The sequence below is a fragment of the Nonomuraea sp. JJY05 genome, assembly GCF_043496855.1.
Classification (GTDB): Bacteria; Actinomycetota; Actinomycetes; order Streptosporangiales; family Streptosporangiaceae; genus Nonomuraea.
Map to the genome: position 1 here is coordinate 22,265 of NZ_JBIEIS010000080.1, position 12,131 is coordinate 34,395.

Genomic DNA, 12,131 nt, shown 5'->3' on the forward strand with positions numbered 1-12,131 from the left:
AGGGCTACTAGTCTTTGAACGTGGCGAGATCAGCGGGCAGCCCCTTGAGTTTCCGGCCCAAGCCGGGTTCGATCCCCGATTCCCCCGGGGTCTACCGGTTCAGGGACGCGCACGGCCGGGTGATCTACGTCGGCAAGGCCAAGAGCCTGCGCCAGCGGCTCAATTCGTACTTCGCCGACTTCTCCGCGCTGCACCCGCGGACCCAGTCGATGCTCACGACGGCCGCCGACGTCGACTGGACCGTCGTCGGCACCGAGGTCGAGGCGCTGCAGCTCGAATACTCCTGGATCAAGGAGTTCGACCCGCGCTTCAACGTGAAATACCGCGACGACAAGTCCTACCCCTACCTCGCGGTCACCATGGGCGACGACTTCCCCCGCGTGCAGGTCATGCGCGGGGCCAAGCGCAAGGGCACGCGTTACTTCGGCCCCTATTCGCACGCCTGGGCCATCCGCGAGACCGTCGACCTGCTGCTGCGGGTCTTCCCGGTCCGCACGTGCAGCGCGGGGGTGTTCAAGCGGGCCGGCCAGATCGGCCGCCCGTGCCTGCTCGGCTACATCGACAAGTGCTCGGCGCCCTGCGTCGGCCGGGTCACCCCGGAGGAGCACCGCGAGCTGGCCGAGGACTTCTGCGACTTCATGGCGGGCAACACCAGCCGCTTCATCAAGCGCCTGGAGAAGGAGATGCGCGAGGCCGCCTCCGAGCAGGAGTACGAGCGCGCCGCGCGGCTGCGCGACGACATCCAGGCGTTGCAGCGGGCGCTGGAGAAGCAGGCCGTGGTGCTCGGCGAGGGCACCGACGCCGACGTGATCGCGCTGGCCGAGGACCCGCTCGAAGCGGCCGTTCAGGTCTTCTACGTGCGTGGCGGGCGCATCCGCGGCCAGCGTGGCTGGGTGGTCGACAAGGTCGAGGAGACCTCTCCCGGCGAGCTGGTCGAGCAGTTCCTGCTCCAGATGTACGCCGAGGCCAGCGCCGACTCGATGCCGCGCGAGGTGCTCGTGCCCGCGCTGCCGCCCGACAACGACGCGGTCGCCGAGCTGCTGACCGAGCAGCGGCGGGCCCGCGTCGAGGTGCGCGTGCCGCAGCGCGGCGACAAGAAGTCGCTGATGGAGACCGTCGAGCGCAACGCCAAGGAGTCGCTCGCGCAGCACAAGATCCGCCGTGCCAGCGACCTGACCACCCGCAGCAAGGCGCTGCAGGAGATCGCCGACGCGCTCGGCCTCGACCAGGCGCCGCTGCGCGTCGAGTGCTACGACGTCTCCCACCTGCAGGGCGAGAACGTCGTGGCGTCGATGGTGGTCTTCGAGGACGGGCTGGCGCGCAAGAGCGAATACCGGCGCTTCGCGGTCAAGACCAAGGAGGGCGACGTCGCCTCGATCTACGAGGTGATCACGCGCCGCTTCCGCCGCTACCTGGAGGAGCGCTCGGCCACCGGCGAGCTGGCCGCCGACGACGACAGCGGACACGGCCCGATCGACCCTGAGACCGGCAAACCACGTAAATTCGCCTATCCGCCCAACCTGGTCGTCGTCGACGGCGCGGGCCCCCAGGCGGCAGCCGCGCAGCGGGCGCTCGACGAGCTCGGCATCGACGACGTGTCCGTGTGCGGGCTGGCCAAGCGGCTGGAGGAGGTGTGGTTGCCCGGCGACGACCAGCCAGTGATCATGCCTCGTTCAAGCGAGGGTCTCTACCTGCTGCAACGCGTGCGGGACGAGGCACACAGGTTCGCCATCACCTACCATCGTTCCAAGAGGTCCAAGACGGTGAAGGAGAGCGCGCTCGACGGCGTGCCCGGCCTCGGGCCGGCGCGCAGGCAGGCGCTGCTCAGACACTTCGGCTCCGTGAAGAAGCTACGCGAGGCCACTGCCGCGGAAATCTGCGAGGTTCCCGGCATCGGCCCGTCCATCGCCGAGGTCATCGTGTCGACACTGAAGGGAGAGTCACCATGATCTCGCCAGGATGCCACGGCGTGTCCGGGTGCCTCCGCCATGGTGGCGCGCCCGGGCAGGGCGTGCGGGACGGAGAGAGGCAATGAGCACCGAGCCGGCGTTCGTCATCGTCACCGGCATGTCCGGGGCGGGGCGCAGCACAGCCGCCAAAGCGCTCGAGGACCTGGGCTGGTTCGTCATCGACAACCTGCCGCCCGGGCTGCTGTTCGCGATGGCGGAGGAGGCGGGCAAGGTCAAGCTGGCGGCCGACAAGGTGGCGGCCGTCGTCGACGTGCGCAGCCTGGCCTTCACCACCGACCTCAACGCGGCCATCGAGGAGCTCGAGGGGCGCGGCGTCCGGGTGCGGGTGGTGTTCCTGGAGGCCAGCGACGAGGAGCTGGTGCGCAGGTTCGAGAACGTCCGCAGGCCGCACCCCCTCCAGGGCGAGGGGCGCCTGGTCGACGGGATCACCCGCGAGCGGGGGATCCTGCGGGAGGTCAGGGCCAACGCCGATCTGGTGATCGACACCTCGTCGCACAACGTCCACGACCTGCGCAACAAGATCGTCGCCTACTTCGGCGGGGAGGACCGGCCGGGGCTGCGGCTCAACATCGTGTCCTTCGGGTTCAAGTACGGGCTGCCGGTGGACGCCGATCTGGTGGTCGACTGCCGGTTCCTGCCTAATCCGCACTGGGTGCCGGACCTTCGGCCGATGAACGGGCTCGACGCGCCCGTGCGCGACTACGTCCTCGGGCAGCCGGGGGCCAAGGAGTTCCTCGACGCGTACGAGGAGGTCCTGCAGGTGGTCGCGGCCGGATACGCGCGCGAGGGCAAGAGCTACGCGACGCTCGCGGTGGGCTGCACGGGCGGCAAGCACCGTAGCGTGGCCATGGCCGAACAGGTCGCCGTCCGCCTGCGCGACCGCGGGATGGAGGTCCAGGTGAGCCATCGGGATGTGGGGCGGGAGTGACCGATGAAGGCTTCGCAGCAGCAGGTTCGCCGCGCTCCGCGGAGGGCGAGCTTCCCGGCGCCGTGACCCGCCCGGACGCGCCCGGCTCGCCTGCGGCGGCTCCAGGCTCTGAAGGGCCTGAGGCGGGGCGTGCCGAGAACCCGGACCCGGCCTCGGAGGACGGCGTGTGCCCGGTGCGGCTCGCGCGGCCGGCTGAGGGCAACCCGGTGCCGGAGCGCGGGACGTACTCGAGGGCTTTCTCGGGGTTCGGGCCGCACGTCGTGGCGCTGGGCGGCGGGCACGGGCTTTACGCGTCCCTGTCCGCATTACGGATGGTGACCGACCGGTTGACCGCCGTGGTGACCGTCGCCGACGACGGCGGGTCCAGCGGGCGGCTGCGCCGCGAGCTCGGCGTGCTGCCCCCCGGTGACCTGCGGATGGCGCTGGCCGCGCTGTGCGGCGACGACGAGTGGGGCAGCACCTGGAGCGAGGTCGTGCAGCACCGCTTCCGCAGCGAGGGCGAGCTGCACGGGCACGCCGTCGGAAACCTGCTCATCGTGGCCCTGTGGGAGCTGCTCGGCGACCCCGTGGCCGGGCTCGACTGGGTCGGGCGGCTGCTGGGCGCCCACGGCCGCGTGCTGCCGATGGCGTCGGTGCCGCTCGACATCGTGGCCGAGGTGGAGCTCGACGGCGTCAGGTCGACCGTGCGCGGGCAAGTGGCGTGCGCGCTGACGCCTGGGCGGGTGCAGGCGATCTCGCTCGTGCCCGAGGATCCGCCCGCGCGGCCCGAGGCGGTCGAGGCGGTGCAGGAGGCCGACTGGGTGGTGTTCGGGCCGGGATCGTGGTTCACCAGCGTGCTGCCGCATCTCAAGGTGCCCGAGCTGGCCAGGGTCCTGCACGCGACCAAGGCCAAGCGGCTCGTCACGCTCAACCTGGCGCCCCAGCCGGGTGAGACGGACGATTTCTCTCCCCAGCAACACCTGGAGGTGCTCCGGCAGCACGCTCCCGACCTGTCGATCGACGTCGTGCTCGCCGACACCGGGGTGGTGGACGACCCTGGTGCGCTGGAGAAGGCGGCGACGGCGCTCGGCGCCCGGCTCGTGATGGCCGACGTGGCCGCCGCGGACGGCTCGCCGAGGCATGACCCACGACGTCTTGCCTCCGTCCTGGACGAGATTTTCCTCCAGAAGCGTTGATCCTGGTCGGCGTGGCGCGAAGGTGCGAGAGACTGCTGAGAGCCGGTCTGAATGGGGGAGAGGACTAACGCATGGCCATGACAGGTGTGGTGAAAGACGAACTGAGCCGCCTGCCGGTGCTGAAGCCGTGCTGCCGCAAGGCGGAGGTTTCCACGCTGCTGCGGTTCGCCAGCGGCCTGCACCTGGTGGGCGGGCGGATCGTGATTGAGGCCGAGCTCGACACGAACGCCACCGCACGGCGACTGATCAAGGACATCGGCGAGGTGTTCGGGCACAAGGCCGAGGTGCTGGTGCTCGCGCCCGCCGGCCTGCGCAAGGGTTCGCGCTACGTCGTGCGGGTCTACCGCGACGGCGAGGCACTCGCCCGTCAGACGGGCCTCATCGACAACCACGGTCGTCCGGTGCGCGGCCTGCCCCGCCAGGTGGTGGCGGGGGCCGCCTGCGACGCGGAGGCGGCCTGGCGCGGGGCGTTCCTCGCGCACGGCTCGCTCACCGAGCCGGGGCGCTCGATGTCGCTCGAGGTCACCTGCCCGGGCCCGGAGGCGGCGCTCGCCCTGGTGGGCTCGGCGCGCCGGCTCAAGATCCACGCCAAGGCGCGTGAGGTGCGCGGCGTCGACCGCGTCGTGGTGCGCGACGGCGACGCCATCAGCGCGCTGCTCACCCGGCTGGGGGCGCACGACAGCGTGCTGGCCTGGGAGGAGCGCCGGATGCGCCGCGAGGTCCGGGCCACCGCCAACCGGCTGGCCAACTTCGACGACGCCAACCTGCGGCGGTCGGCGCGGGCGGCGGTGGCGGCGGGGGCGCGCGTGCAGCGCGCGCTGGAGATCCTCGGGGACGAGGCGCCCGACCACCTGGTGGTGGCGGGGCGGCTGCGGGTGGAGCACAAGCAGGCGTCTCTGGAGGAGCTGGGGCAGATCGCTGACCCGCCGCTGACCAAGGACGCCATCGCGGGGCGCATCCGGCGGCTGCTGGCCATGGCCGACAAGCGGGCCTCCGACATGGGCATCCCCAACACCGAGGCCAACCTCACCGTCGACATGCTCGCCCCGTGACCGCGTTTCCCGTCGTCTTCGCGTCGCTTTAAAGCCCATCTTTTACGGCTGCGCACGGTGGGCCGCACGCGCCGACGTGGGTGGCCGTCTGTCATGGCCGGTCGTGAAGGCTCACGGGCTGCTCGCCGTGACGACGCGCATTCTGGGCCGGCCCCGGGGTCGGCTGATGGCTTGGGCGGCCGGTGGCTGGGGGTGCCTGTCGGCGGGCCGCCGGGCGGCGAGATGCGCCTGCCGGCGGGTCGCCAAGGTTGGCGGATCGGCGGGTGGCGGGGCGTGCCTGTCGGCGAGCTGACGGGCAACTGAGGCGCCTCTCGGTGGGGCGCGGATGCGGGGTGCGGTGCTGAGGTGTGCGGGTGCTGAAGTGTGCCGGTGCTGATGCGGGGCCCGGCGCTGATGCGGGGCCCGGTAGTCCTTGGTGGGGCCCGGTAGTCCGTGGGGCCCGGTTAGTCCTTGGTGGGGTTGCGGGGGGTGAACAGGTCCGTCGTCGGCTTCGGGGTGGGGGCCTGGGCGGGCTCGAACGGGGCGCGGTACTCGGGCTCCGCCGACGAATCCGTTTCGGGCTCGGCCGCCTGGGCGCGTTGGGCGCGGCGGACCCGTACCACGCGCAAGGTCAGCAGGAGCAGCGCGGCGAGGGCGGCCACGGCGATGTAGAGCCAGGCCGCCCACGACACCGACAGCGGATCCCGGTAGAGGGCGGGCGCGTAGGGGAGGCCGGCGGAGAAGTTGTCCAGCGTGATGTCGGACAGGTCGGCGGGGCCGCGCTCGGCGGGCGGGGTGCGCAGGGTGGAGCCGATCATGATCGACGAGCCGAGGATCTGACCCGCGGCCATGGCGCCGCCCGCGTACAGCGCGGCCACGGGGATCAGGAGGATGCTGCGGGGTCGTACCGTGCCCATCGCCAGGGCGACGATCAGGGCGACCACGAGAGACGAGGCCAGCGACAGCGGGTGGCCGTTGCCGAAGGCGATCACGGCGGCGGGCAAGCGGGTCTGGAAGAGGACGGCCGCCCCCAGCACTGCCGCGCTGACCAGCGCGGATAGTACGCCTACAATGAGTCCGGGCAGCAGGCCGGACCGCTTGTGTGACATCTCAGCCCCCAGAGAATGCACGAATTTACATCGATGAGTCGGGCACTTTACTCGAACCTCGCAAAACGTGCCTCCGGAACGCTGATTCACACGCGGGGACCTGCAGTGGTCTAAACCAATTTAGGTCCGATAAGGTTCGTGGTTGAGGTTTCAGCCCGCCATCTGGTTTCGAGGAGATCGGTTCCCGTGAGCATCCGCGTAGGCGTCAACGGCTTCGGCCGCATCGGTCGCAACTTCTGGCGCGCTGTCGCCGCCAGCGGCAAGGACATCGAGATCGTCGCGGTCAACGACCTGACCGACAACGCGACGCTCGCCCACCTGCTGAAGTACGACAGCATCCTGGGCCGCCTGCCTTACGAGGTGAAGGCGACGAGCGACGAGATCACGGTCGACGGCAAGGCGATCAAGGTCTTCGCGGAGCGCGACCCGGGCAAGCTGCCCTGGGGCGACCTCGGTGTGGACGTGGTCGTGGAGTCGACGGGCCTGTTCACCGACGCCACCAAGGCCAAGGTGCACGCCGACAACGGCGCGAAGAAGGTCATCATCTCCGCTCCGGCGAAGAACGAGGACGTCACCATCGTGATGGGCGTCAACGAGAAGAGCTACGACCCGTCCAGCCACACGATCATCTCCAACGCCTCCTGCACGACCAACTGCCTGGCGCCGATGGCCAAGGTCCTCCACGACACCTTCACGATCGAGAAGGGTCTGATGACCACCATCCACGCGTACACGCAGGACCAGAACCTTCAGGACGGCCCGCACAAGGACCTGCGCCGCGCCCGCGCCGCCGCGCTCAACGTGGTGCCCACCTCCACCGGCGCCGCCAAGGCCATCGGCCTGGTGCTGCCCGAGCTCAAGGGCAAGCTCGACGGCTTCGCCATGCGCGTGCCGATCCCCACCGGCTCGGCCACCGACCTCACCGTCGACGTCAGCCGCGAGGTCACCGTCGAGGAGGTCAACGCCGCGGTCAAGGCCGCCGCCGAGGGTCCGCTCAAGGGCATCCTCAGCTACACCGAGGACGAGATCGTCTCCTCCGACATCGTCACCGACCCGGCTTCGTGCATCTTCGACGCCGGCCTGACCAAGGTCATCGGCAACCAGGTCAAGGTCGTCGGCTGGTACGACAACGAGTGGGGCTACTCCAACCGCCTCGCCGACCTCATCGAGCTGGTCGGCCGCGACCTCTGACCCACCGAGTCCGTGGGGGAACGCCGTTGCCTTGCCCGCTGAGTAAGGCAACGGCCCAGAGCGATCAAGCCGCCGCCGTGGGGTGGGGCCCATGTTTTCGCGACGGCTTGGGGCGACCGAGCCGCCTCCACGGAGTGGAGGCCATGAATAGGGAGCATGAGCATGCGCACGCTCGACGATCTCGACGTGAAGGGGCGGCGCGTGCTTGTGCGCGCCGACCTCAACGTCCCCCTGGACGGGGAGACGATCACCGACGACGGCCGCATCCGGGCGTCGGTGCCGACGATCAAGACGCTGGTGGAACGTGGCGCCAAGGTCGTCGTCTGTGCCCACCTGGGCAGGCCCAAGGGCAAGGCCGACCCGAAATACTCGCTCAAGCCGGTGGCGAAGCGGCTGGGTGAGTTGCTGGGCCAGGAGGTGGCGTTCGCGACCGACGTGGTCGGCGACAGCGCCCATGGCACGGTTGAGACGCTCCAGGGTGGCGAGGTCGCGCTGCTGGAGAACCTGCGCTACGAGCCCGGCGAGGAGTCCAAGGACGACGCCGAGCGGGCCGCGTTCGCCGAGAAGCTGGCGGGGCTGGCCGAGCTCTACGTGGGCGACGGGTTCGGCGCGGTGCACCGCAAGCACGCCAGCGTCTACGACGTGCCCAAGCTGCTGCCGCACGCGGCGGGCGGGCTGGTCGTGGCCGAGGTCGAGGTGCTGAAGAAGCTGACCGAGAGCCCCGAGCGGCCCTATGTGGTGGTGCTGGGCGGCGCCAAGGTCTCCGACAAGCTCGGCGTCATCGCCAACCTGCTGACCAAGGTCGACCGGCTGCTGATCGGCGGCGGCATGGCGTACACGTTCCTCAAGGCCCAGGGCTACGAGGTCGGCAAGTCGCTGCTGCAGGAGGACCAGCTCGACCAGGTGCGCGGCTTCCTCAACTCGGCCGCCGAGCGCGGCGTCGAGCTCGTGCTGCCGGTGGACGTGCTGGCGGCGGTCACGTTCGGGGCGGACGCCGAGCACGACGTGGTCGCGGCCACCGAGATCCCGGCCGACCGGGAGGGGCTCGACATCGGGCCCAGGACGCGCGAGCTGTTCGCCTCCAAGCTGGCCGACGCCAGGACCGTCTTCTGGAACGGCCCCATGGGCGTGTTCGAGTTCGAGGCGTTCTCCGGCGGCACCAGGGCGGTGGCCGAGGCGCTGATCGCCCGTACCAGCAGTGAAGGGGCCTTCACCGTGGTGGGCGGCGGCGACTCTGCGGCGGCCGTGCGGAAGCTTGAGCTCCCCGAGGACGGTTTCTCGCACATCTCCACCGGTGGCGGGGCCAGCCTCGAATACCTTGAGGGCAAGACCCTCCCCGGACTCGCGGCCCTGGAGGACTGAGCTACCCATGAGCACGCGCAAGCCGCTCATCGCCGGCAACTGGAAGATGAACCTCAACCACCTCGAGGCCATCGCGCTGGTCCAGAAGCTGGCCTTCGCACTCAACGACAAGGACTTCGACAGGACCGAGGTCGCCGTCCTGCCGCCGTACACCGACCTGCGCAGCGTGCAGACGCTGGTCGACGGCGACAAGCTCAGGATCGTGTACGGCGCCCAGGACCTGTCGCAGCACGAGGCCGGCGCCTACACCGGCGAGATCTCGGGCGCCATGCTGGCCAAGATCGGCTGCACCTACGTGGTGATCGGCCACTCGGAGCGGCGGCAGTACCACCAGGAGGACGACGACCTGGTCAACGCCAAGGTGCAGGCCGCCTACCGGCACTCGCTCACCCCGATCCTGTGCGTCGGGGAGGGCCTGTCAGTACGTCAAGAGGGCGGCCACATCGCGCACAGTCTTGGCCAACTCGACGGCGCGCTGCGCAAAATCAGCGCCGAGCAGGCAAAATCGATAGTGGTGGCCTACGAGCCGGTGTGGGCGATCGGCACCGGCGAGGTGGCCACCCCGGAGGACGCGCAGGAGGTCTGTGGCGCGCTGCGAGTGAGACTCGCTGAGCTCTACGACACTGAAGTGGCCTCCGGGGTCCGTATCCTTTACGGTGGCTCGGTCAAGTCGGGCAATATCGCGGGGATCATGGCTCAACCCGATGTCGATGGCGCGCTCGTGGGCGGTGCCAGCATCGATGCCGGGGAGTTCGCGAAGATCTGCCGTTTCTCCGATATGCCAGGCTAACTGAGTCGTTCTGGGGGTGCGACTTGACAACAGGCCGTACCCTCAGAAGGCAAGTCTGAATCGTCACGCGTAACAAAGCATCGAAGGAACAGGCATACCGTGATTATCGGAATCTCCATCGCCCTCATCCTGGCGAGCGGTCTCATGATCCTGCTCGTGCTGCTCCACAAGGGCAAGGGTGGCGGCTTGTCTGACATGTTCGGCGGTGGTTTCTCGTCGAACTTCGGTGGTTCCTCGGTGGTGGAGCGCAACCTCGACCGGCTGACGATCATCACCGGCACGGTTTGGTTCGTCTGCATCATCGCTCTCGGCCTTCTCATGAAGCCCTGAGCAAACAAGTTAACGCGTGACAGTGATTCTCCCCCCGTGCCTGCGCGCGGGGCGATCGAGCGAGGAGTTCATCCGTGGGTAGTGGCAACGCGATCCGTGGCAGCCGAGTCGGCGCCGGCCCTATGGGGGAGGCCGAGCGCGGCGAGGCAGCTCCGAGAGTGCGGGTCTCGTTCTGGTGCGCCAACATGCACGAGACGCGCCCCAGTTTCGCCAGTGACGCGGCGGTCCCCGAGACATGGGACTGCCCACGTTGCGGCCTCCCTGCCGGACAGGACGAGTCGGCCCCGCCTGCCCCACCGAAGAACGAGCCGTACAAGACGCATCTTGCCTATGTGAAGGAGCGCAGGAGCGACAAGGACGGCAAGGCGATCCTCGAGGAGGCACTGGAGCGCCTGAGGAACAACAAGTCCCCCTGGTAGTGGCTGGGTTCGGCGAAAGGGTCTCGGTTCTCCGAGGCCCTTTCGCCGTTTCCGCGGCCGCTCAGCGCTCTTCGTGGACTCAGCTTCCGTGGACGGGGTCGCCGTCCACGAACGTCAGGCGTGCCCGCGTCGTCCAGATCTCACCGGGCGGGAGGTCGAACGGGTCGCGGTCCAGGACCACCAGGTCGGCCGGGCGGCCCGGCTCGACGGCGCCGGCCGGGGAGCGGTTGATCCAGGCTGAGCCCGCCGTGTAGGCGGTCATGGCGGTGGCCAGGTCGATGCGCTGGCCGGGCAGGAACGGGGTCTGCGCGGTCGGGTAGTCCGCGTGCACCGAGCCGCCGGGCTCCGTGCGGTTGACCGCGACGTGCATGCCCTGCAGCGGGTCGGCGTTGGAGACCGGCCAGTCGCTGCCCGCGCAGAAGCGGGTGCCGTGCGCCAGCAGATCCGCGAACGGGTACTGCCACGACGAGCGCGGCTCCCCGAGGTAGGGCAGCGTCAGCTCGTCCATCTGGGCGTGGTGCGTGGCCCACAGCGGCTGCAGGTTGGCCGTGACGCCCAGGGCGGCGAAGCGCGGCACGTCCGACGGCTCGATGATCTGCAGGTGGGCGATGTGGTGGCGGTTGCCGGGGTCCGTGCCCTCGAAGCTGTCCAGGGCCTCGCGCACGGCCCGCTCGCCGATGGCGTGGAAGTGCACCTGGAAGCCGAGCCGGTCCAGCTCGGCGACGTACTCCTTGAGCTTGTACGGGTCCACGTACGACAGGCCCGTGCCGCCGCAGAGGCAGTACGGCTCCAGGGTGGCGGCCGTGAAGTTCTCCGTGATGCCGTCCTGCATGATCTTGATCGAGGTGGCCCTGAACCGGTCGAGGCCCTCGGCGGCGGCACGGCGTTCGACCAGCTCCTCGATCTGGTCCAGACCTCGCGTCCTGTCCCACCACAGAGCACCCACCACGCGCGCCCTGAGCCTGCCTGAGCGGGCCGCGGACAGGTAGGTGGGCAGTTGGTCCTGGGAGCCCGCGTAGGAGCCCACGATGGCGTCCTGCCAGCCGGTGATACCCAGCGAGAACAGGTGCCGCTGCGCGTCCTCCAGCGCGTCCTCCAGGTCCTGGGCGGTCGGGCGCGGAGTGAGCAGGCCGACGAGGTCCATCGCGCCCTCGTGCAGCACGCCGGTGGGCTCGTCCGCGGCGTCGCGCTCTATGCGGCCGTCGGCGGGGTCCGGCGTGTCCTTGGTGATGCCGGCCAGCTGGAGGGCCCGCGTGTTGACCCAGGCGGCGTGGTGGTCGCGCTGGATGAGGTAGGCGGGGCGGTCGAGGAAGTCGAGCTGGTCGCGGTGGGGGAGGCCGCCGGGGAACGCCGACATGTCCCAGCCGCCGCCATCAATCCACTCTTTAGACGGATTTTTCGCGGCATAGTCGGCTATCACGGCTATGTACGCGTCAAGGCCGAAATCTTCTGACAAGTCGCACTTTGCCCGTTCGAGGCCCGCCTGGACCGGGTGAATGTGCGCGTCCGTGAAGCCGGGCACCAGCAGGCCGCCATCCAGATCCACCGTCTCGTGGGACGGCGCCTGGCGGGCCAGCTCGCCCTCCGGCCCCACCGCGGCGATCGCGCCGTCGCTCACCAGCACGGCCTCGGCCCGCACGCCGCCCGGCGTGAAGACGCGGCCTCCTCGGAAGAGGATGTTCATGGGGTTCCCTTCTGTGGTGGATCCGGCTCGCGCACTCCGAGCCCGCCGTACATCTTCCCCCCCGGCCCGGTGACCTGCGACAAGCGGGGGCGGCCCACCGGCTGACGCCGCGCCCGCGCCGGGCCCGCGCCCGCGCCCGCGC

General features: G+C 69.9%; 11 protein-coding genes. 9 read left to right on the forward strand and 2 right to left on the reverse strand.

Annotated elements, in window-relative coordinates; all coding sequences use genetic code 11:
• The first annotated feature begins 20 nt into the window (after positions 1-20).
• The 4 genes from uvrC (at position 21) to whiA (ending at position 5,125) form a co-directional block, all read left to right on the forward strand.
• Positions 21-1,949 carry an excinuclease ABC subunit UvrC gene (gene uvrC / locus ACFKCF_RS59190; RefSeq protein WP_394506011.1) on the forward strand — a complete coding sequence of 643 codons (1,929 nt, stop codon included), beginning with the start codon at positions 21-23 and terminating at the stop codon, positions 1,947-1,949.
• Positions 1,950-2,031: 82 nt separating this feature from the next.
• Positions 2,032-2,898: an RNase adapter RapZ gene (gene rapZ / locus ACFKCF_RS59195; RefSeq protein WP_394506013.1), complete on the forward strand. Its 867-nt coding sequence runs from the start codon at positions 2,032-2,034 to the stop codon at positions 2,896-2,898.
• Between the two features lie 206 nt (positions 2,899-3,104).
• The gene (gene yvcK / locus ACFKCF_RS59200; protein ID WP_394506026.1) at positions 3,105-4,073 is read left to right on the forward strand and encodes a uridine diphosphate-N-acetylglucosamine-binding protein YvcK; all 969 of its coding nucleotides are present in this window, start codon (positions 3,105-3,107) and stop codon (positions 4,071-4,073) included.
• 71 nt (positions 4,074-4,144) lie between these two features.
• Entirely contained in the window at positions 4,145-5,125 is a 981-nt protein-coding gene (gene whiA / locus ACFKCF_RS59205; protein ID WP_350739945.1) for a DNA-binding protein WhiA, read from the forward strand.
• 443 nt (positions 5,126-5,568) lie between these two features.
• Here whiA and ACFKCF_RS59210 read toward each other — a convergent pair whose 3' ends face one another.
• Positions 5,569-6,213, reverse strand: a complete 645-nt coding sequence (locus ACFKCF_RS59210; RefSeq protein ID WP_394506015.1) for a hypothetical protein — start codon at positions 6,211-6,213, stop codon at positions 5,569-5,571.
• Positions 6,214-6,399: 186 nt separating this feature from the next.
• Here ACFKCF_RS59210 and gap point away from each other — a divergent pair, with 186 nt between their 5' ends.
• From gap to ACFKCF_RS59235, 5 genes are all read left to right on the forward strand, one after another.
• Positions 6,400-7,404, forward strand: a complete 1,005-nt coding sequence (gap, locus tag ACFKCF_RS59215; protein WP_394506017.1) for a type I glyceraldehyde-3-phosphate dehydrogenase — start codon at positions 6,400-6,402, stop codon at positions 7,402-7,404.
• 162 nt (positions 7,405-7,566) lie between these two features.
• Positions 7,567-8,766 (forward strand): phosphoglycerate kinase, encoded by a 1,200-nt coding sequence (locus ACFKCF_RS59220; protein ID WP_394506019.1) that lies wholly within the window; start codon positions 7,567-7,569, stop codon positions 8,764-8,766.
• A gap of 7 nt (positions 8,767-8,773) precedes the next feature.
• Positions 8,774-9,556 carry a triose-phosphate isomerase gene (gene tpiA / locus ACFKCF_RS59225; protein WP_394506020.1) on the forward strand — a complete coding sequence of 261 codons (783 nt, stop codon included), beginning with the start codon at positions 8,774-8,776 and terminating at the stop codon, positions 9,554-9,556.
• A gap of 99 nt (positions 9,557-9,655) precedes the next feature.
• Entirely contained in the window at positions 9,656-9,886 is a 231-nt protein-coding gene (gene secG, locus ACFKCF_RS59230) for a preprotein translocase subunit SecG (protein ID WP_394506022.1), read from the forward strand.
• Between the two features lie 74 nt (positions 9,887-9,960).
• A complete protein-coding gene (locus ACFKCF_RS59235; protein ID WP_185103360.1) occupies positions 9,961-10,305 on the forward strand; it encodes an RNA polymerase-binding protein RbpA in 345 nt (114 codons plus the stop codon).
• A 79-nt stretch (positions 10,306-10,384) separates the two neighbouring features.
• Here ACFKCF_RS59235 and ACFKCF_RS59240 read toward each other — a convergent pair whose 3' ends face one another.
• Positions 10,385-11,989 (reverse strand): amidohydrolase, encoded by a 1,605-nt coding sequence (locus tag ACFKCF_RS59240; RefSeq protein WP_394506024.1) that lies wholly within the window; start codon positions 11,987-11,989, stop codon positions 10,385-10,387.
• Positions 11,990-12,131: the final 142 nt, after the last annotated feature.